The organism is Pseudomonas sp. LBUM1641, from assembly GCF_059716235.1.
On record NZ_CP166815.1, the window covers coordinates 5,658,640 to 5,679,149 of the forward strand.

At 61.2% G+C, this 20,510-nt stretch carries 17 protein-coding genes and 1 pseudogene; 12 read left to right on the forward strand and 6 right to left on the reverse strand.

Features of this window, described 5'->3' with window-relative positions; all coding sequences use genetic code 11:
* Positions 1-104: 104 nt before the first annotated feature.
* The 5 genes and pseudogenes from ACA046_RS26030 (at position 105) to ACA046_RS26050 (ending at position 6,272) form a co-directional block, all read left to right on the forward strand.
* A complete protein-coding gene (locus ACA046_RS26030) occupies positions 105-2,684 on the forward strand; it encodes a TonB-dependent receptor (RefSeq protein WP_076017462.1) in 2,580 nt (859 codons plus the stop codon).
* Between the two features lie 131 nt (positions 2,685-2,815).
* Positions 2,816-3,424, forward strand: coding sequence for a biliverdin-producing heme oxygenase (locus ACA046_RS26035; protein WP_318302217.1), 609 nt, complete (start codon positions 2,816-2,818; stop codon positions 3,422-3,424).
* Between the two features lie 185 nt (positions 3,425-3,609).
* Positions 3,610-4,011, forward strand: a complete 402-nt coding sequence (locus ACA046_RS26040) for a YbaN family protein (RefSeq protein ID WP_459029402.1) — start codon at positions 3,610-3,612, stop codon at positions 4,009-4,011.
* Between the two features lie 263 nt (positions 4,012-4,274).
* Positions 4,275-5,414 (forward strand): annotated as a pseudogene (locus ACA046_RS26045) (methyl-accepting chemotaxis protein); the annotation flags it as partial.
* Between the two features lie 102 nt (positions 5,415-5,516).
* Positions 5,517-6,272, forward strand: coding sequence for a methyl-accepting chemotaxis protein (locus ACA046_RS26050; protein WP_497677139.1), 756 nt, complete (start codon positions 5,517-5,519; stop codon positions 6,270-6,272).
* Between the two features lie 148 nt (positions 6,273-6,420).
* On the opposite strand, the gene ACA046_RS26055 is transcribed toward ACA046_RS26050, so the two are convergent.
* Positions 6,421-6,984, reverse strand: coding sequence for an NAD(P)H nitroreductase (locus ACA046_RS26055; protein WP_076017466.1), 564 nt, complete (start codon positions 6,982-6,984; stop codon positions 6,421-6,423).
* 139 nt (positions 6,985-7,123) lie between these two features.
* Between ACA046_RS26055 and ACA046_RS26060 the strand changes: the two genes are divergently transcribed.
* The 3 genes from ACA046_RS26060 to ACA046_RS26070 are packed head-to-tail and all read left to right on the forward strand — an operon-like array spanning position 7,124 to position 10,747.
* Complete coding sequence (locus ACA046_RS26060; RefSeq protein WP_497675247.1) at positions 7,124-8,551, forward strand: di-heme oxidoreductase family protein; 1,428 nt, start codon at positions 7,124-7,126, stop codon at positions 8,549-8,551.
* 31 nt (positions 8,552-8,582) lie between these two features.
* The gene (locus tag ACA046_RS26065) at positions 8,583-9,647 is read left to right on the forward strand and encodes an imelysin family protein (protein ID WP_497675248.1); all 1,065 of its coding nucleotides are present in this window, start codon (positions 8,583-8,585) and stop codon (positions 9,645-9,647) included.
* 2 nt (positions 9,648-9,649) lie between these two features.
* Complete coding sequence (locus tag ACA046_RS26070) at positions 9,650-10,747, forward strand: DUF1513 domain-containing protein (protein WP_459029404.1); 1,098 nt, start codon at positions 9,650-9,652, stop codon at positions 10,745-10,747.
* 901 nt (positions 10,748-11,648) lie between these two features.
* On the opposite strand, the gene ACA046_RS26075 is transcribed toward ACA046_RS26070, so the two are convergent.
* From ACA046_RS26075 to colR, 5 genes are all read right to left on the reverse strand, one after another.
* Entirely contained in the window at positions 11,649-11,879 is a 231-nt protein-coding gene (locus ACA046_RS26075; RefSeq protein WP_008433604.1) for a hypothetical protein, read from the reverse strand.
* Positions 11,879-12,595 (reverse strand): lipopolysaccharide kinase InaA family protein, encoded by a 717-nt coding sequence (locus tag ACA046_RS26080; RefSeq protein ID WP_076015358.1) that lies wholly within the window; start codon positions 12,593-12,595, stop codon positions 11,879-11,881. The genes ACA046_RS26075 and ACA046_RS26080 overlap by 1 nt, the downstream gene beginning before the upstream one ends.
* A 4-nt stretch (positions 12,596-12,599) precedes the next feature.
* Complete coding sequence (locus ACA046_RS26085; RefSeq protein WP_003208584.1) at positions 12,600-13,280, reverse strand: class I SAM-dependent methyltransferase; 681 nt, start codon at positions 13,278-13,280, stop codon at positions 12,600-12,602.
* A 188-nt stretch (positions 13,281-13,468) separates the two neighbouring features.
* Complete coding sequence (locus ACA046_RS26090; protein WP_102369809.1) at positions 13,469-14,749, reverse strand: sensor histidine kinase; 1,281 nt, start codon at positions 14,747-14,749, stop codon at positions 13,469-13,471.
* On the reverse strand, positions 14,739-15,422 hold the full coding sequence (colR, locus tag ACA046_RS26095; RefSeq protein ID WP_003208587.1) for a two-component system response regulator ColR: 684 nt from the start codon (positions 15,420-15,422) through the stop codon (positions 14,739-14,741). The genes ACA046_RS26090 and colR overlap by 11 nt, the downstream gene beginning before the upstream one ends.
* A gap of 201 nt (positions 15,423-15,623) precedes the next feature.
* On the opposite strand from colR, the gene ACA046_RS26100 reads away from it, so the two are divergent.
* The 4 genes from ACA046_RS26100 (at position 15,624) to ACA046_RS26115 (ending at position 20,429) form a co-directional block, all read left to right on the forward strand.
* Complete coding sequence (locus ACA046_RS26100) at positions 15,624-17,573, forward strand: LTA synthase family protein (protein ID WP_497675249.1); 1,950 nt, start codon at positions 15,624-15,626, stop codon at positions 17,571-17,573.
* A gap of 54 nt (positions 17,574-17,627) precedes the next feature.
* Positions 17,628-18,371: a phosphatase PAP2 family protein gene (locus ACA046_RS26105; RefSeq protein WP_497675250.1), complete on the forward strand. Its 744-nt coding sequence runs from the start codon at positions 17,628-17,630 to the stop codon at positions 18,369-18,371.
* A 74-nt stretch (positions 18,372-18,445) separates the two neighbouring features.
* Positions 18,446-19,144 (forward strand): response regulator, encoded by a 699-nt coding sequence (locus tag ACA046_RS26110; protein WP_497675251.1) that lies wholly within the window; start codon positions 18,446-18,448, stop codon positions 19,142-19,144.
* On the forward strand, positions 19,134-20,429 hold the full coding sequence (locus tag ACA046_RS26115; protein ID WP_459023417.1) for a sensor histidine kinase: 1,296 nt from the start codon (positions 19,134-19,136) through the stop codon (positions 20,427-20,429). Before ACA046_RS26110 ends, ACA046_RS26115 begins: the two co-directional genes overlap by 11 nt.
* Positions 20,430-20,510 lie beyond the last annotated feature (81 nt).

The window sequence follows — 20,510 nt, forward strand, 5'->3', positions numbered from 1 at the left end:
TACTCGATAGCCATCGGCGGTTCGTCTCGTTATAGCCAATGCAACTGATTCCTATTTGATTCAGTGTCGCAACTATAAGATTCGTACCTTCCGGAGCGCTCTCGATGTCCTCTCGTTTCAACCGCCGGCCCTCTTCGCCCGTTCGCCGTCACGGCTTGTCCCTGCTGACGGCTGCCATCCTGTTGGCCGGGGCGCCCGTCGTCGCCGCCACCGCTGCCGAGCCTGCCACCCGCAGCCAGGGCAATTACAGCTTCAGCATCGAGCAACAATCCCTGGTCTCGGCGCTGAACGCCTTCACCGCGGTGACCGGCTGGCAAGTCGGCCTGCCCGCCGAGCTGGGCCAGGGTGTGTCGTCCCCTGGCGTGCGCGGCGCGTTGCCAGCAGATAAAGCCTTGGACCGGCTGTTGGTGGGGACCAACCTCGGCTATCGCAAACTGAGTAACAACAACATCGTGCTGGAAAAACGCGCCGCTGGCAGCGCTATCACCCTGCAACAAATGACCATCAGCGCCACCCGCCAGGAACAGGCCGTGGACAGCGTGCCCAGCACCGTGACGGTGCATGACCGCGAAGAACTGGACCGCCAGAACGTCAACACCATCCGCGAACTGGTGCGCTATGAGCCAGGTGTGTCGGTAGGTGGTGCCGGTACCCGCTCCGGGAACGCCGGCTACAACATTCGCGGCATCGACGGTGACCGCATCCTGACCCAGGTGGACGGCGTCGAAGTCCCCGACAACTTCTTCAACGGCCCCTACGCCAAGACTCGCCGCAACTACGTCGACCCGGAAATCGTCAAGCGCGTGGAAATCCTGCGCGGCCCGGCCTCGGCGTTGTACGGCAGCAGCGCCATCGGCGGCGCCGTGAGCTATTTCACCCTCGACCCCGACGACATCATCAAGCCCGGCCAGGATTTCGGCGCGCGCCTGAAGACCGGCTACAGCTCCGCCGACGAAAGCTGGCTGACCTCCGGCACCGTCGCCGGTCGCGTACAGGACTTCGACGGTTTGCTGCACCTGAGCCAGCGCAACGGCCACGAAATGGAGTCCTACGACGGCAATAACGCCACCGGCCTGGCCCGCACCGGCGCCAACCCGGAAGATGCGCGCACCACTAACATCCTGGCCAAGCTCGGCTGGAATTATGGTGAAGAGAATCGCCTGGGCCTGACCTACGAGAAGTTCAAGGATGATCGCGACACCAACCTGAAAAACGCGGTAGGTGGCCCGTTCGTCGGTGGCCAGGGCTTTAACTTCTACCGCGGCCGTACGGGCAACGACACCATCACCCGCGAGCGTTTCGGCATAGAAAACACGTTCGCCCTCGACTCGCCGATTGCCGATCACATCAAGACCAGCCTCAACTACCAGATCGCCAAGACCGACCAGACCACCGCAGAGATCTACCAGCCATCGCGCAAGGTGTTGCGCACCCGTGACACCCTGTACGAAGAGAAACAGTGGGTATTCGACGCGCAGCTGGACAAGGCTTTCAGCATCGGCGAAACCGACCACGTTGTGACCTACGGCACCACCCTCAAACAGCAGAAAGTCACGGGTTCCCGTGAAGGCTCCGCGACCTGCCTGGCTGTCGGCAGCGGTTGCACGGCCATCGGCGCACCGAGCCCGTCGGCCGCCGACAGCGTGAAAAAGGCCAGCGACTTCCCGGATCCGACCATCAACTCCTACGCGCTGTTTGCCCAGGACCAGATTGCCTGGGACAAGTGGACATTCCTGCCCAGCGTGCGTTACGACTACATCCAGCTCAAACCCAAGCTGACTCAGGAATTCCTCAACACCGTTGACCCGACACGCATCTACGACCACAGCAACTCGGAAAAGAACTGGCACCGTGTAACGCCAAAATTCGGCGTGACTTACGCACTGACCGAGCAATACACCTGGTTCGGCCAATACGCCGAAGGCTATCGCACGCCGTCGGCCAAGGCCTTGTATGGCCGCTTTGAAAACCTGCAACAGGGCTACACCGTCGAACCCAACCCGGACCTCAAGCCGGAAAGCAGCCGGGGTGTCGAAACCGGAATTCGCGGCAACTTCGACTCGGGCTCGTTTGACGTGGCGGTGTACTACAACAAGTACCGTGATTTCATCAACGAAGATGCCTCGGTCGCCGGTGGCACGGTCCAGCAGTTCGAAGCCAACAACATCAAGCACGCCACCATCAAGGGTGTGGAAGCCAAGGGCCGCTTGAACCTCGATGCGTTTGGCGCGCCGCAGGGCCTGTACACCAAAGGCTCGATTGCCTACACCTACGGGCGCAACGACGACAACGGCGAACCGCTGAACAGCGTCAACCCGCTCAAGGGCGTATTTGGCCTGGGTTACGACCAGCAGAACTACGGTGCCCTGGTCAGCTGGACCCTGGTCAAGAAACAGAATCGCGTCGACAGCACCACCTTCTTCGCCCCCGACGGCAACAGCGCCAACGGCCCGTTCAAGACCCCGGGCTTCGGCATCGTGGACCTGACCGGCTTCTACAAGGTCACCAACGACGTAACCATCAACGGTGGCCTGTACAACCTGACCGACAAGAAATACTGGGACTGGGACGACGTTCGCAGCTACGACAGCGTCGGCGAAGCCGGTGTGACCGGGCCGGCCAACCTGGACCGCCTGACCCAGCCGGGCCGCAACTTTGCGATCAACCTGATCTGGGACATCTGATCAATGGAGCCTCGCCCCGCCGGAATTTCTTCTTCCACGGGGTGAGGATTTTTTACTGTGACGCGTCTTCTGGTTCGTCTAGTTCATAACAGCCTGGCAACCAGACGCATCCTCTTCTCAAGGACATCTTCATGACCGCTTCTCCTACTGCTGAACGCCCAAGCCTGCGCTCTCAACGCCTGAACCAGATCACCAACGAACCGCACACCAAGCTCGACGCGCTGGTAAAGGCCCATGCACCGTTTGAAACCCAGGCCAACTTCGCCCGCTTCGTGGTCGCGCAGTACCTGTTCCAGTCGGAGCTGGTGGCGCTGTACAACGATGCAGAACTGATCAAGATCGTCCCCGACCTGGCCGAACGCTGCCGTGCCGAAGCGGCCAAGCTGGACCTGGGCGACCTGGACACCGAAGTACCGGCACCGGTCGCCGGCGCGGTGAAAAACCCGAGCAAGGCCGAAGCCCTGGGCTGGCTGTTCGTGTCCGAAGGCTCCAAGCTGGGCGCCGCGTTCCTGATCAAGCGCGCCGTGGGCCTGGGCCTGAGCGAAACCTTCGGTGCCCGTCACCTGGGCGAGCCGGCAGGTGGTCGCGCTGAAGGCTGGAAACGCTTCACCCGCACCCTCGACGCACTGGAATTCACCGCTGAAGAAGAAGCCGAAGTGGAGAAAGGCGCGGTTGATGCGTTCGTGCGCTTCACCGTGTTGCTGGAACAGGCGTACGCTAGCGCCCCTGAACTGGCCTGATTCCCTGATTGGAATGCAATCAAATGTGGGAGCGGGCTTGCTCGCGAATGCGGTGGATCAGTCGGTACATGTATTGACTGACACACCGCATTCGCGAGCAAGTCGAATCGTCGCACCGCCGCTCCCACATTTTGACCCGGTTTCAATTTGAATCCTTCGTAAATCCATCCATGCAAACCTCAACCATGACCGGCAAAACCCAATCCTCATCCAAAATCGCCCGTGTCCTGTTCGGCCTGCTGGCCTACGTCAGCCTGGGCATCGGTTTGATTGCGATTGTGGTACCGGGCTTGCCCACCACCGAATTCATCCTGCTGGCCGCCTGGGCCGCCACCAAAAGCTCCCCGCGCCTGAGTGCCTGGCTGGAAAACCACCGCCTGTTCGGGCCGATCCTGCTCAATTGGCGCAACGGCAAGATCATCGCCCGCCGGGCCAAAGTCAGCGCTACCGTGAGCATGTTGCTGTGCGCCGGCTTGATGTTGGTGATGCTCGACCATGGCTGGCCGATCTACCTGGCCATCGCCGGAATGAGCATGGGCAACCTGTGGATCTGGTCGCGGCCGGAACGCCTCCCGCACCCTGCCTGACCCCCGCCTACCGCTCATCGGCTTACGCTCATGAACTGCCGGCTCAAGCCGATGTTCCGGGCATAGCGCCGAATGGACTCGCCTGAGCTTGCATACTAATAAGTCCATTCGCGGGTAAACCTATGTTCGACACCCTCTCCATACGTTTGAAAATCGTGCTGCTGTCCGGGCTCTGCCTGCTGGGGGTGATCGCGCTGGTGGTCAGCATGAACCTGTACCAGACCAATCAGAACGACGAACTGATCAGCAATTCAAGCTCACGAATGCTTACCGACAGTGTGCAGAACTTGCTGCAGGCCAAGGCCGCCGAACAAGCCTCGCAACTGCAAAAGACCTTCGGTGAAAGCCTGTTGGTGGTCACGGCCCTCGCCGACCAGATCAAGGACCTGCGCAGCCTGGCCAGCAAGCGCTCGCTGGACGCTGCAGCCTTGCGTGAAGAGCTCAACCACAGCCTGAAAACCACCTTCGACCGCAACAGCAAGGTGCTCGGTATCTGGCTGTCGTTCGAGCCCAACGCGCTGGACGGCAAAGACAGCGAATTCGTCAACGATGCCGCCCGCGTGTCCAACGAAAAAGGCCGCTTTTCCAGCTACTGGAGCCGCGCCGGCGGTGAAGGCCTGAACACGGTGATGGTCGAGGATGACCTGACCAAGACCACCCTCAACCTCAGCGGTACGCCTTACAACATCTGGTACACCTGCCCGCGGGACACCAAAAACACCTGCCTGCTGGACCCGTATGAAGACACCGTGGCCGGCAAACCGGTGTTGATGACCACCATTTCCCTGCCCCTGCTGGTAGAGGGCAAAGTGATTGGCGTGGTGGGTGTCGACCTCGCCCTCAACACCCTGCAAGCCGCGACCGACGCGGTGCAGAAAGAGCTGTTCGACGGCGCCGGGCACCTGGAGATTATCTCCAGCACCGGGTTGATCGCCGCCTACAGCGGTGAACCCGCCAAAGTCGGCAAAAACCTGATCGACACCCTGGGCGCCGAAGGCAAGGAAATCGTGCAACTGTTGGCCAACGATACCCGCAAGATCCGCGAGGAAGACAACACGATTCGCGCGGTGTACCCGATCAAGCCGATTGCCGACGCCAAATCTTGGGGCATCGTAATCAAGCTGCCCAAACAGGTGCTGTTGGCAGACGCCCACAAACTCCAGGCCGTGCTCGACAACGCCCAGGCCAGCGACACTTTCAAGGCGTTGCTGGTAGGCGCATCGGCTGGCCTGCTTGGCCTGTTGCTGATCTGGCTGGCTGCCACCGGCGTGACCCGGCCGATTAACAGCGTGGCGGCCATGCTCAAGGAAATCGCCAGCGGCGACGGTGACCTCACCCAACGCCTGGCCTACACGAAAAAGGATGAACTGGGGGAACTGGTGAACTGGTTCAACCGCTTCCTCGACAAGCTGCAGCCGACCATCGCGCAGATCAAGCAAAGCATCACCGAAGCCCGTGGCACCGCCGACCAATCCTCGGAAATCGCGCGCCAGACCAGCGAAGGCATGCAGGTGCAGTTCCGGGAAATCGACCAGGTGACCACCGCCTCGAATGAAATGAGCGCCACCGCCCACGACGTGGCCAACAGCGCCTCCAACGCCGCCAACGCTGCTCGCGGTGCCGACCAGTCAGCCCGTGAAGGCATGCAGATCATTGAGCGCAGCACCCGCGACATCACCACCCTGGCTGAAGAAGTCAGCAAGGCCGTGACCGAAGTCGAAGCCCTGGCGGTGAACAGCGAACAGATCGGTTCGGTACTGGAAGTGATCCGCAGCATCGCCGAACAGACCAACCTGCTGGCCCTGAACGCTGCGATTGAAGCAGCGCGGGCCGGGGAAAGCGGGCGAGGTTTTGCGGTGGTGGCCGACGAGGTGCGCAACCTGGCCAAGCGTACACAGGATTCGGTGGAGGAGATTCGCTTGGTGATCGAGCGCATCCAGACCGGCACCCGTGGGGTGGTGGCGACCATGCATTCGAGCCAGAGCCAGGCGCAGAACAATGCCGGGCAGATTCATCAGGCGGTGCAGGCCCTGGGCAAGATCAGCGATGCGGTGACGGTGATCAGCGACATGAACCTGCAAATCGCCAGCGCCGCCGAGCAGCAAAGTGCGGTGGCCGAAGAGGTCAACCGCAACGTCTCGGCGATCCGCACCGTGACCGAAACCCTGACCGGCCAGGCCACCGAGTCGGCAGCCATCAGCAGCCAACTCAATGCGTTGGCCAGCCAGCAGATGAAGCTGATGGATCAGTTTCGGGTTTGACCCGAGCTTGAAACCAGTGAGGTCTAAATGTGGGAGCGGGCTTGCTCGCGAATGCGGTGGATCAGTCGGTACAGGTATTGACTGACACACCGCATTCGCGAGCAAGCCCGCTCCCACACAAGCCCGTCCACATTAGAGTTGCGGCGTTTTATTGACCCGTCCAGGCTGCCACAAACGGCGCCAGGTCTTCTTTCGGCGCGGTACGCGGCGGGTTTTGTGGCGTGCCCAGGTAGAGGAAGCCAATCACTTCCTCGTCCCCGGTCAACCCCAGGCCCTTGGCAACGTGTGCCGAGTACGACAACTCACCGGTGCGCCACACCGCGCCGATCCCCTGGGCGTAGGCCGCCAGCAGAATCCCGTGGGCCGCACAGGCCGCCGCCAGCCGTTGCTCGGATTTTGGCACTTTGAAATGTTCCTGCAGGCGGGCAATCACTACCACCACCAACGGCGCACGCAGCGGACCGTTCTGCGCCTTGTCGATCGCGGCCTGGGGCGCGTCGGCGTCTTGCAGGCGAGCGGCTTCGGCCAGCAGCGTGCCCATGCGCTCACGTGCCGCACCTTCCACCGTCAGGAAGCGCCAAGGCCGCAGCTGGCCGTGGTCGGGGGCGCGCATGGCGGCGGCGAACAGCAGGTCGCGCTGCTCCTGGGTCGGTGCCGGGTCCAGCAGTCGCGGCACGGAAACACGGTTGAGCAAAGCGTCGAGAGCCTGCATTGGCCACCTCCAGAGAAAAATGTGCGGTCATTCTAGCGGGAATGAATCGGATATCACCAAACGATAATTGCTCTTATTCAATCCGCCCTGCCCTGTTAGACTTTGCGGCCTTGTTTTCAGCCTCCGTTCAGGAAACCTGATGCCCCGTTCGCCCCTTCGCCTGTCTGCACTGTTGATGGCCTTGAGCCTGAGTGCCTGCGATGACGCCCCGCGATTCACCAAAGCGGAGCCGGGCGAAGCGCGCGCGGGTGGCGCGACAACGGTGAGAAAAACCGACCAGAACGCCTTCTCGCTACCCTCGGCCAACCTGTCCCCGACCCGGCGCCTGGACTTCAGCGTGGGCAACAGTTTCTTCCGCAGCCCCTGGGTGATTGCCCCGTCGACCACCACTGCCCGCGATGGGCTGGGGCCGCTGTTCAACACCAACGCCTGCCAGAACTGCCATATCAAGGATGGCCGTGGTCATCCGCCACTGCCTGATGCAACCAACGCGGTGTCGATGCTGGTACGCCTGTCGATCCCCGATGCGCCGCCCTATGCGAAGGTCATCGAGCAACTGGGTGTCGTCCCCGAGCCGGTCTACGGCGGGCAATTGCAGGACATGGCCGTGCCCGGCGTCGCCCCGGAAGGCAAGGTGCGGGTCGACTACACACCGGTCAACGTCAGCTTCAAGGACGGTACCGTCGTCGAGTTGCGCAAGCCGGCGCTGCAAATCACCCAGCTGGGCTACGGCCCGATGCACCCCGACACGCGCTTCTCGGCCCGGGTCGCACCGCCGATGATCGGCCTCGGGCTGCTGGAAGCCATCCCCGACGCCGACATCCTGCGCAACACCGACCCGAAAACCGCCGATAAGGATGCCATTGTCGGACGCGCGAATTGGGTCTGGGACGACGCGCAACACAAGACCGTGCTCGGTCGATTTGGCTGGAAAGCCGGGCAACCGAACCTCAATCAACAAAATGTTCACGCGTTCTCTGGTGATATGGGCCTCACCACGTCCCTGAGACCGTTCGATGACTGCACTGATGCACAAGTCGCCTGCAAACAGGCGCCCAACGGCAATGGCCCGGACGGCGAGCCTGAGGTCAGCGACAACATCCTGCGCCTGGTGCTGTTCTACACCCGCAACCTGGCCGTCCCCGCCCGCCGCGACGTCAAAGCGCCGCAGGTGCTGGCCGGGAAAAACCTGTTCTACCAGGCTGGCTGCCAGGGCTGTCACACCCCGCAATTCACCACGGCGCCAACGGCTGCCGAACCTGAATTGGCCAACCAGGTGATTCGCCCCTACAGCGACTTGCTGCTGCACGACATGGGCGACGGCCTCGCCGACAACCGTACCGAATTCAAGGCCAGTGGCCGCGACTGGCGCACCCCGCCGTTGTGGGGCATCGGCCTGACGCAAGCCGTCAGTGGCCACACCCAGTTTTTGCATGACGGCCGCGCCCGCAACCTGATGGAGGCCGTGCTGTGGCACGGCGGTGAAGCCCAGGCGGCGCAGCAGCATGTGTTGTCTTTTAATGCCGAACAGCGCGCCGCGTTGCTGGCATTCCTGAATTCTTTATAAGCTTTGTCCTAATTACAGAAGGGAGCTCGACATGTTCCGTCCCAAGTTGTTGTTCACCAGCCTGGCCGCCCTCGCCCTGGGTGCATGCTCGCCCCAGGACCCGCAAGCGGTGACCTCGGCGGCCATCGCCAAGCAAGTGATCCTGCCGACCTACAGCCGCTGGGTTGAAGCCGACCGCCAACTGGCCGTCAGTGCCCTGGCCTACTGCCAGGGCAAGGAAAGCCTGGAGACCGCCCGTGCTGACTTCCTGCACGCACAAAAAGCCTGGGCCGAACTGCAACCGCTGCTGATCGGCCCGCTGGCCGAGGGCAACCGCTCGTGGCAGGTGCAGTTCTGGCCGGACAAGAAAAACCTGGTGGGCCGTCAGGTGGAGCAACTGGTGACTGCCCAGCCGCAGATCGATGCCGCCGCACTGGCCAAATCCAGCGTTGTGGTGCAGGGCCTGTCGGCCTACGAATACATCCTCTACGACGCCAAGACCGACCTGGCGGACGAGACACAAAAAGCCCGTTACTGCCCGTTGCTGGTAGCCATCGGCGAACGCCAGAAACTGCTCGCCGAAGAAATCCTGTCGAGCTGGAACAGCACCGACGGCATGCTGGCGCAGATGACCAAGTTTCCTAACCAGCGCTACGCCGATTCCCACGAAGCCATCGCCGACCTGCTGCGGGTACAAGTCACCGCGCTGGACACCCTGAAGAAAAAACTCGGCACCCCGATGGGCCGCCAGACCAAGGGCATCCCGCAGCCGTTCCAGGCAGATGCGTGGCGCAGCCAGTCGTCCCTGCAAAGCCTGGAGGCCAGCCTGGCTGCCGCACAGACCGTATGGGTCGGCGTCGACAACAAAGGCTTGCGCGGCCTGTTGCCTGCCGATCAAAAGCCGTTGGCTGACAAGATCGACGCCGCGTATGCCGCGTCCCTGAAACTGTTCGCCAGCAACCAGCGCTCGCTGAACGAACTGCTGGGCGACGATGCCGGGCGCCAGCAACTCAACGACCTCTACGACAGCCTCAACGTGGTCCACCGCCTGCACGAAGGCGAACTGGCCAAGGCGCTGGGTATCCAACTGGGCTTTAACGCCAACGACGGTGACTGATGATGTTCAGGCGACAGGCTTTGGCCCTCGGCAGCGTGCTGCTCAGCGCAATTACCCTGGGTGGCTGGACGCTGTTCAAGCAGAAGGGCAAAAGCCCGCTGCTGCTATCGGCGCGTGATGACAGTGACGGCAAGCACTACGCCGTCGGCTTCCACCTGGACGGTAAACAAGTGTTTGCGACCCAGGTTGGCCAACGTTGCCACGACATCATCAACCACCCGACGCTGCCGATTGCGCTGTTTGTCGCCCGCCGGCCGGGCACCGAGAGCTATCTGATCGACTTGCGTGACGGGGCGCTGCTGCAGACCATTACGTCCAACGCCAATCGCCACTTTTATGGGCATGCGGTGGTTCACAAGGATGGCGAGTGGTTGTATGCCACGGAAAACGACACCTCCGATCCGGGCCGTGGCTTGCTTGGGGTGTATCGGTTCGAGGGTGAGCGGTTGGTGCACACCGGGGAGATTTCTACCCATGGGATCGGGCCGCATCAGGTGTCGTGGATGCCTGATGGCGAGACGCTGGTGGTGGCTAACGGCGGGATTCGTACCGAAGCGGAGAGCCGGGTCGAGATGAACCTGAATGCCATGGAGCCGAGCCTGGTCCTGATGCAACGCGACGGTACGCTATTGAGCAAGGAAACCCTGAGCCAGCAGATGAACAGTGTGCGGCATATGGGGATTGCCAGCGACGGTACGATCCTCGCGGGGCAGCAGTTCATGGGGGCGTCTCATGAGCGGTCGGAATTGCTGGCGATCAAGCGGCCGGGGCAGCCGTTTGAGGCGTTTGCGGTGGCGGATGAGCAGTTGCAGGCCATGGGGCATTACACGGCCAGCGTTGCGGTGCACAGTGAGTTGCGACTGGTGGCGCTGACGGCGCCTCGGGGGAATCGGTTCTTTATCTGGAACATGGACAGCGCGCAGTTGCTGCTGGACGGGCCGTTGCCGGATTGTGCCGGGGTGGGGGCGGTGGCTGACGGGTTTGTGGTGACTTCCGGGCAGGGGCGTTGCCGGTTTTATGATTGTCGGCAGGTGCCGTTGGTGGCCAAGCCGCTGGAGTTGCCGGCGGGGCTTTGGGATAACCATTTGCATCTGGTCTGATTGGGGGCATATCCGTTGCTGCGGTTATGGCCGCTATGGGTTCCGCTCTTACAGCGGCTCACTTTTGAACAGCGCAAAAGTAAGCAAAACGCTCTTGCCCCACCACTCGGCTCCTCGCCTAGGCTCGGAGTGCCCTCAGCTCCGGCAGCACGAAGCGGGCCGCCGCGACGGGGCGTCCCTGCCCCGTCGCGGCTAAACCGGCGTCCTGCCGGTTTACCCGCTCCGTACTGCCTGCGTTCGGCCAGCGTGGTTTAACGGGGCGCCTAAGATCAAGATCAAAAGCAAGATCAACAGCACAGCGGCCTACAGGCCGGCTTGAGTGTGGTGAAGCAATAGCAAGATCAGAAGCAGGCACGGTCCAAATGTGGGAGCGGGCTTGCTCGCGAAGGTCGTTAACGATGACGCTGGCATCCTGATTCAACGCGGCGGTCTCAGGTTTTTCGCGAGCAAGCTCGCTCCTACAGAAAAGCAGCTTTGCTTTCGCTTTTACCACTCAAGCCGGCCGGTAGGCCGCTGTGCTCTGCTTTTGATCTTGATCTGCGGGCCCCGTTAACCACGATGGCCGCAAGCAGGCACGGTGGAGCGGGTAAATCGGCAGGGAAGCCGATTTAGCCGCGCCGGGCCATGGATGGCCCGTCGCGGCGGCCCGCGGAATCGGGCCGGAGTGCGGGCATGCCGAGCCTGGGCGAGGCACCGAGTGGTGGGGCAAAGACCTTTTGGTTACTTTTGGCTGGGCCGGCATTCCGGGCGTTTGCCAAAAGTGACCCGCTGTAAGAGCGGAACCATAAGCCGCCGTTACCGCAGCAACGGATATGCACTCGATCAACCAACCAACCCAAAAACCCAAGCCCAAATAAAAGGCCTCGAACTAGCGAGGCCTTTTATTTGGGCTTCAATCTCTTCAACTCTGTGGCCTCATCCCTTGGGACATCCCAAACATGAACAACAACAACTCATGATCAGGCTTGGCCGCGACACCGACCTTGGCGATCCGCGGCATCGGGCATTGCTGCCCGACACCCTGCACCGCACTGAGAACTTGTGTCCGGGGCTGCTCCCAGGCAGCCAGAGCCAGGGCAGCTATGCCCAAAGCCCCCAACAGAAACAAACCTCGTGCAATTTCTAGCTTCATTACGTTAAACCTTTGATAGCGCTGCCAAACGCCGTCTCGTAAAAGTAGCTGAGTTTCTGCCAGTCCGTAGAATTCCACGACGAATGGCGGCGTAACTGCAACATGTCATGCCGGGCCGCCCGCAAAGCCGTCAAACGCTGGCGGCACTTCTCAAAGTCCAGCAGCGCCACTTCAACCTTCGCCGCGTCACCCTCACCCGTCACCCGCACAAAGATATGCTTGATATACAGGCAACCATGCTGCCAACGACCCTTGTGCATCCGCGCCAACGTACCCGCGAGTTCCTTGAGCAAACGCTCATGCACCAACTCGCCATACTGCTCACGACCACCCGCAGCGTACCAGTTTTCGATCTCGTCAAAACCGTCCAGCGACGCCGTCACCAACAACGCCTTCCATTGGTGCTCAGGGTCGCGACGGGCCTCGCAGAACACCAGCTCCGGCACGCGTACATCCAGCAAACGCAGGCCCTTCAGGGCGTCACGCTCACGCAACACAGTGGGGCGCCCAAACGGATGGAGCCAACTGCGGTAGATATGGCCCGTCTGGCGCTTGCTATAGAGCAAACGACCATTGGTGCCCGTCACCCGTTGCACACCACTTTCGCCGCCGCGACGACGATTGGGCTCTTCGACCCACTCGCCCTGCTGGCGCCAGAAATAATCAAATCGCTCCTCGGGAGCTACTTCACTACCTGGTAAACACTCGACAGCCATCCTGTTACCTCTTGCGCAATACATACACTCGCCACATGGCGTAGAGCGGTATGAAGTCCAGGGATTCCTGAACACGGAAACCGGCTTGCTCAAACTCTGCCTCAACAGTAGCAGCCGGTAACACGAACCGATTTTGGTAACCTTCCTGCTCACCTTTTTTGCGACGGCGCACTTCGGCACGCTTGCGTTTCCAGGCCTTGAAATTGCCGTCTACCCACAACGAAATAATCACGCTATCGCGGGTAACACGCTGAAATTCGCGCAGTATTGCCAGCCTGTGCTCGGGGTCACCAATGTGGTGCATCAAGCGCATGCAGAAAATACTGTCGACCGCGTTATCTGGCAAATCGATATCAAAGGCAGACGTCTGCAAGGGGCGTACCCGTTTCACCACATCCGCCGGTTGGGCGACCGTGGCGATCTTCAACATCGACGCTGAGTTGTCGGCGCCGATGATCACACGGTTGGGCTTTTCGGCCAGCAGCGGCCAGAAACGCCCGGCACCACATGGCAGGTCCAGCACCAGGCCAGGCTCACCGGCCATGGCCAACGCACCACGCGCCAATTGCTCGTCGCGTTTGTGGGACAACCGGCGAGCCAGATTGTCCTGATGTTTGAGCAAATAATTCTGCGCGTGCTGATCGTCGTACTTTTCGGAAAATTCTAGCTTGATCGGGGTAGGCATCACCGGGTCTCCAGTTACTGATGCCTACAACCTTAAGGAGAATCCTGTGATCAACAGGTCAACACGTTGTGAAAAACTTGTCCTGTCGAATCGTATACATTACAAAACTTTGCAGACACAAGTCGTGGCATGGTGCCATCTTCGGCGAAAATGAGGGAGTCTGCCGCAGCTTAGCGGCAGGGCAGCCATCAGGCTTTGACCTGACTCAACTCGACGTGAAAGCGGCAGCCATTGGGCTCCATGGTGCTGAGGCTGACGCTCCAACCCTGGTTCTCACAGATGCGCTGAACCAGGGACAAACCCAGGCCCAGGCCTTCTCCGCGCTTTTCACTGCCGCGCACAAACGGTTCGAACATCGCTTCGCGCTTGTCCTCGGGAATGCCCACGCCAGTGTCTTCCACCACAAAACCGCTCGGTTCCAGGGTAAGGCGGATCAGGCCATGCTCGGTGTAGTGCAGGGCATTACGCAAAAGGTTGCCCATGACCGCGTGCAGGAAGGTCGCGTTGTAGCGGGTATCCAGTGGATTGCCCGGTTGATAGATCAGCTCAAGGCCTTTGCGCTCGATCGGCTCACGCCAGATCCCCAGCAAGTCCTCCGCCACCTGCGCCAGGTTGGCCTGAGGCGACATGCCGGCCTCCTCGCGCTGGGCACGGGCCAGCATCAGGAAGGTCTGTACCAGTTCGCGCATTTCTTCACAGGCCCGCGCAATGCGCTCGACCTGCTTGCGGCCGCGCTGGTCAATCGCCGGGTTCTCCAGCAACAGTTCGCAGGAACTGGCGAGCACCATCAGCGGGGTGCGCAATTCGTGACTCACGTCACTGGTAAACAGCTGCTCCCGGGACAATGCCTGGCGCAAACGACCCAGGGTGGCGTCGAAGGCCACGGCCAATTCGCCGACTTCATCCGCGGCGTAATCCGGCGCCAGCGGTGGCGCCAGGCCGAGTAACTGGTCGCGGTGCCGCACCTGGCGGGCCAGGCGCACCACCGGCGCCATTACCTTGCGCGCCAGCACCCAGCCGAGGAATACCGCCAACGCCAGGCTGAGTACAAACCCCACCAGCACCACGGCAAACAGCACGCGCTCACGCTCTTCGAAATCGCTCTGGTCTTGCAACAGGACATAACGGCGGCCGTCGACCACCTCGACCATGGCATGGTAGGACAGCGCCTCCCGAAACACCTCGTGAAAACCAGGCTCCAGATGGCGCAGATCCTTGGGCAGCTCGAAATCGCCGGGACCGCCGCTGAAGTAGAACAATTGGTCGGGCTCGGGACGGTGGCTCCAATCCTCGACGCTGTCCATCAGCAGCAGGCGTTGCAAGTCACCGCCCAGGCCTGCCGAAATGAGTTTTTCTTCCACCAGGTGCACCGTGGCGACGATGCCCATGGCGAAGGCCCCCGCCACCAACGCGCTCATCAAGGCGAAGGCGATGATGATCCGCTGGGCAAGGCTTTGCTTAAACTCCATCACGACCCTCGGCCAGGCGATAACCCACACCGTGCACCGTTTGCAGCAACGGCTTGGCGAAGGGTTTATCGATCACCTGACGCAGTTGATGGACGTGGCTGCGCAAGCTGTCGCTGTCCGGGCAGTCATCGCCCCACAGGGCTTCTTCGAGAATCTCGCGGCGCAGTACGTGGGGGCTTTTTTGCATCAGTACCGCCAACAGCTTCAGGCCCACCGGGTTGAGCTTGAGCAGGCGCCCTTCGCGGGTGACTTCCAGGGTGTCGAGGTCGTAATTCAGGTCACCGACTTGCAGCGCACGGCGACCGCCGCCCTGGGCACGACGCAGCACCGCTTCGATGCGCGCGGCCAATTCCGACAGGGCAAATGGCTTGAGCAGATAGTCATCGGCGCCGGACTTGAAGCCCTGCAGCCGGTCATCCAGTTGATCGCGCGCAGTGAGCATGATCACCGGCGTGTCGCGGCGCGCGTCTTCGCGCAGGCGTTTGCACAAGGTGTAGCCATCAATGCCAGGCAGCATGATGTCGAGCACGATCAGGTCGTAATGTTCGGTGGCAGCCAGGTGCAGGCCCGACAAACCGTCCTGCGCACAGTCTACGGTGTAGCCCTTCAGCCCCAGGTAATCCGCCAGGTTGGCCAGAATATCGCGGTTGTCTTCAACCAATAAAATTCGCATGGGCAGTGTCTCCGTACGCGGTAACGGCCGTGTTGGCTCGCGCAGCTTAAGGCCAAGTATGGCTCACGGCTAGGCCTGAAGGCCGCACCGATTAGTGTTTTCAACCGATTGGGGAACTTAACGAGTTTTTCACTATAGGTTCACAAGCTGACTACAGTGTCAGCGCGAAGATCGCGCCCATCGTAAATAAGGAACATTGACATGGGTTTTCCAAAAACGGCGCCAATGCGCTATTTGCTGTTGGTGACCGGTGCCTGGCTGGCGGTTTTTCTACTGACCCGCCTCTTGCTGCTGGTAACCCATCTGGATGAAGTCAGCGGTAACCTGCTGCCGGTATTCGGCGTGGGCCTGCTGTATGACCTCGGCTTCCTCGCCTATGCCGCCCTGCCCTTGGGCCTGTACTTGCTGCTGTGCCCACCAGGCTTGTGGCGGCGTCGGGGCCATCGCTGGTTCCTGCAAGCGGTACTGACCGTCAGCCTGTTCGCCATGCTCTTCACCAGCGTGGCCGAATGGTTGTTCTGGGACGAGTTCGGCGTGCGCTTCAATTTCATCGCCGTGGATTACCTGGTGTACTCCAAAGAGGTGCTGAACAACCTGTTGGAGTCTTATCCGATCGGCAAGTTGCTGAGCCTGCTGGCGGTACTGGCGATTGTCTTGAGCCTGGCCTTGCGTAAGCCGTTCAACGCGGCGATGAACTCGCCGTTGCCTGCCATGCGCAAACGCCTGCTCAACGCCCTTGGCTTGTTGGTGGTGGCCGGCCTGAGCCTGCAACTGATCAACCAGGACAGCCCGCGCAGCCAGGGCGGTAACGCCTACAACAATGAACTGGCGAGCAACGGCCCGTACCAGTTCTTCGCCGCCTTCCGTAACAACGAGCTGGACTACAACCAGTTCTACAAGAGCCTGCCGGCCAATGTGGTCGCCAAGCAATTGCGCGCCGAACTCAGCGAGCCCAACGCACGGTTTATCGGCACGGATCCACTGGATATCCGTCGCGCGATTACCAACCCGGGCACGCTGCGCAAACCCAATATCGTACTGGTGACCATCGAGAGCTTCAGTGCCAAGTACATGGGCAGCAACGGCGACCCGAATAACCTCACGCCCAACCTCGACGCGCTGCGCAAACAGAGCCTGTACTTCAATAACTTCTACGCCACCGGCACCCGCACCGACCGCGGTCTGGAAGCCATCACGCTGGCCATTCCACCGACGCCGGGACGTTCGATCGTCAAGCGCATCGGCCGCGAAAGCGGGTTCGGCAGCCTGGGCCAACAGCTCAATGCCATCGGCTATGACAGCGTGTTTGTCTACGGCGGCCGCGGCTACTTCGATAACATGAACGCGTTCTTCAGCGGTAACGGCTACCGCGTAGTCGACCAGAGCAGCGTGCCCGAAGCGGAAATCAGCTTCAAAAACGCCTGGGGCATGGCCGACGAAGACCTCTATAAACAGACGCTGAAACTGGCGGATGCCGACTACGCCAAGCAGCAACCGTTCCTGCTGCAACTGATGACCACCTCCAACCACCGCCCGTACACCTACCCGGCAGGCCGCATTGATATCAAATCCGGTGACGGACGCGACGGCGCGGTGAAGTACACCGACCACGCCATCGGCCAGTTCCTGGAGGCAGCGCGCCAGAAGCCATGGTTCGATAACACGATCTTTATCTTCGTCGCCGACCACACGGCGGGCAGCGCGGGCAAGGAAGACCTGCCGATGGTCAACTACCAGATTCCGTTGTTCATCTACGCCCCCAAGCTGGTGGACGCCGGCGAGAACGCGAAGCTGGCCAGCCAGATCGACCTGGCGCCCACCCTGCTGGGCTTGCTGAACCTGAGCTACGAGTCGACGTTTTTTGGCCGCAACCTGCTGCAAGACAACCCGCTGCCGCCACGGGTAGTGGTGGGCAATTACCAGTACCTGGGGTTGTTCGACGGCAATGACCTGGCGATTCTCAGCCCACGCCAAGGCCTGCGTCGCCATGACCAGGCACTGGGCGACAGCCATGAAACCCGCGTAGGTAGCGATGACCCATTGATCCAGCGGGCCATCACCTACTACCAGGGCTCCAGTTATGACTACAAACAACAGTTGCTGAGCTGGAGGGCGCCCAAGGACGAGGCTCCTCAGGTGAGTACACGCTAACCAAAATGCCCCGCCCAAGTCTGACCGGGGCTTTTTTTAGAGTCTGAGTGCGCCATGCAAGCAATCGCTGTTCGTCCGGTATCCCAACCCCTCAACTTCTGGCTGTGTCTCGGTGTGCCTGCCGTGCTGGCGGTGGCCATGCTGCTGCTGGAGCTGACGTCGCTGGACATGGACATCGCCAAGCTGTTTTACAACGCTTCCGAAGGCGGCTTTGTGGGCCGGCACAGCTTTTTTCTGGAAGACATTCTTCACGATCGCGCCAAGCAGATGGTGATCGTGTTTTCGGTGCTGGCGATCGCCGGGCTTGCCGGTGCTTTTATTTTTGAGCGGCTTAAACCCTATCGCCGGGAACTGGGCTGCCTGGTGCTTTCGCTGGCACTGGCCACCTCGTTTGTTTCGCCGTTGAAGACGGTGACCGCGGTGCAATGCCCGTGGAGCGTCAAGGAGTTTGGTGGGCAGGAGACTTACAGCGAGTTGCTGAGCCCGAGGCCAGCGACCGACAAGCCGGGGCGTTGCTGGCCGGGCGGGCATGCAGCGACAGGGTTTGCCCTGTTTGCGTTGTTTTTTGCCCTGAGGGATCGCCGACCACGGATGGCACGCCCGGCGTTTATGTTTGCACTGGGCCTCGGCACGGTGCTTTCGGTGAGCCGCACGATGCAGGGCGCGCACTTTTTTTCCCATAACGTGTGGACGGCGATTTTCAGCTGGTTGATTTGTTTGGGGGCCTATTACTTCTTGCTGTATCGACCGGTGAAAGCACCACAACCCGCCCTCCATAAGCAGCCCGTAACGCCTTAATGAACAGCCCTTGCCTCGCCGGGGCCAAGGGCGCAACACTCTGCGCACTTTTTTGGCAACGATCCCGCTGAGCCATGTCCGATACCCTGCTGCTGATCGAAGACGACCTGCCCCTGGCGGCACTCACCGCCGAGTTCCTGCGTGCCGAGGGGTTTACCGTGGCCGTGGAACACCGTGGCGACCGCGCCGCCCAACGTATCCGCGATGAGCAGCCCGCGCTGTTGATCCTCGATGTGATGCTGCCGGGCATCGACGGTTTCACCCTGTGCCGACAGATTCGCGACCACTACACGGGGTTGATCCTGATGATGACGGCGCTGGACGAGAACGCCGAACAATTAGTGGGGTTTGCCGCCGGGGCCGACGACTATGTGGTCAAGCCGATCGACCCGCAACTGTTGCTGGCAAGGATCCGCTCGCTGCTGCGCCGCCATCCTCAGGCACCTCGCAGCTACTATCAGTGGGGCGCTTTTCGACTGGACCTGAACAACCACTTCGCCTGGCTTGGCGAGGCGCCCTTGCAGTTTTCGGTGGCCGAGTTCGAGCTGCTTGCCATCTTCGCCCGTCACTGCGGCGTATTGCTCACCCGGGAAAAACTGCTCCAGCGCCTGCGCGGCCTGGAGTACGACGGCCTGAACCGTTCGATTGATATGCGGGTGTCGCGCTTGCGCAAGAAACTCATGAGCCTTGAGTGCCCCGTGACCATCCAGACCATCACGGCGCAGGGATACCTGTTCGTCGAAATCCCGAGCGGGAGTCAACATGCTGTCTAAAGTGCGCCCTTGGATAGCGATCGCGGCCGGCACCAGTTGGGCCGCCCTCACCCTTTACCTGTTGTGGCTGTGCACCAACGCTGCAGTGTTTATCGGCGACTACAGCTTTCTGCGCCTGATGGCCGGGCCGGGTTATCTGGTTGCCGAGCAACTCAAGGCCTTGCCCGCCGAACAACGGGAGGCGCGTGTCGAGTCGCTGCAAGCGCGCTTTCAGTACCCGGTGAGCGTGGTGAAAAAGGACGATATCGAGCTGCCGCCCGAAGCCATTGTGATGCTCGACCATCATCAACCGGCGCAGAACAGTGATGAGGACATCACCTACTTCCCCTTGGACGATGACACGGTGATTCAATTCGGCCCCATGTGGGGAACCGCCGAAGTGAAGGACCTGCTGCAATATCCGGTGTATTGGGTGACCGCCTGTGTTGCTGGCCTGCCGGTATTGCTGTTTCTCTGGATCGCCCTGCGTGCCCGGCGCAAATACACCCACGACATCGACACCCTCAACGCCTGTATGAGTGCCCTTGCCCGCACGCCCAGCACGCTGCTGCCGGCGATGACCCTGGAATGGACGCCGCTGCTGCAGACCTTGCGCAAGCATGCCCAGGACATCACCTCGATGGGTGAACGCCATCGCGAGGTTTCCCAGGCGGTGTCCCACGAACTGCGCACGCCGTTGGCCCGGATGCGGTTTGCTCTGGCACTGCTGAGTAAAAGTGCCGACCCCGACACCCGCACCCGCCTGCAAGAGCGCCTGCAAACCGACATCGAAGAGCTGGAATCGCTGGTTCGCGCCAGCCTCGCCTTTGCCCGGCTCGCCGATGCACCCAGCGACCTGCAGCATGAGCCGATCAATATTCATGACTGGCTACAGCAGGAGTTTGCCCTGCTCGACGGGCACCATCGCTTGCTGACCCTGGACACCCAGCCGGCCGAACTGGAGCTGATCGGCGACCGGGCCCTGCTGCACTTGATCGTGCGTAACCTGTTAAGCAACGCCATCACTTATGCCCGCGAACGGGTGAACGTCAGCGCTGCGTGCCAGGACCAGCACCTGGTGCTGCATGTGGACGATGACGGCCCCGGCGTGTTACCGGAAAACCGCGAAAAAATCTTCGAACCCTTCGTGCGGCTGGCCATGGGCGGAGACGAGCCCAGCGGGTTTGGCCTGGGCCTGGCGCTGGCCAAGCGCGCCACCCATTGGCACCGTGGGGAACTGTCGATCACCCGCAGCCCGTTGGGCGGCGCACGCCTGACCCTGACCCTGGCGTTGCGCCCGGGTTAGGCTGTTACAGCCTGTGACAGTGGAACATCAGCGCTATCGCTAACCTCGCGACCTTGCCCTTTGGATCAGGTTGGAGAGTCA